The 235-nt window shown below is 43.4% G+C and carries 1 protein-coding gene; it reads left to right on the forward strand.

Annotated features, from left to right (window positions below):
• Nucleotides 1-235: DUF5839 family protein (locus MZO40_RS17260; protein ID WP_252133501.1), on the forward strand; the 235-nt coding region annotated here is incomplete at both ends.

Below are 235 nucleotides of genomic sequence, written 5' to 3' on the forward strand. Positions count from 1 at the left end.
GGCAAAACATGTTTTGAATACGAAAAAGTTGTATAAGTGGCGGATTACCGAAAAGACGAAGGGCACCCCGGTAGTTGGTAATGTGGCGTTAGTCCAAACCCAGTTTGCGAAGCGCACGCCAGTTATGATTTATGCGACGAAGGAAGTTGCCAATGATTTGAGTGACTTACAACCAGTTAAAGTCTTTACCAACAATCGTGATCAAGAGACGGTTAATCAAACGTTTGATGACCTG

The organism is Lactiplantibacillus sp. B652 (assembly GCF_023806745.1).
GTDB lineage: Bacteria > Bacillota > Bacilli > Lactobacillales > Lactobacillaceae > Lactiplantibacillus > Lactiplantibacillus pentosus.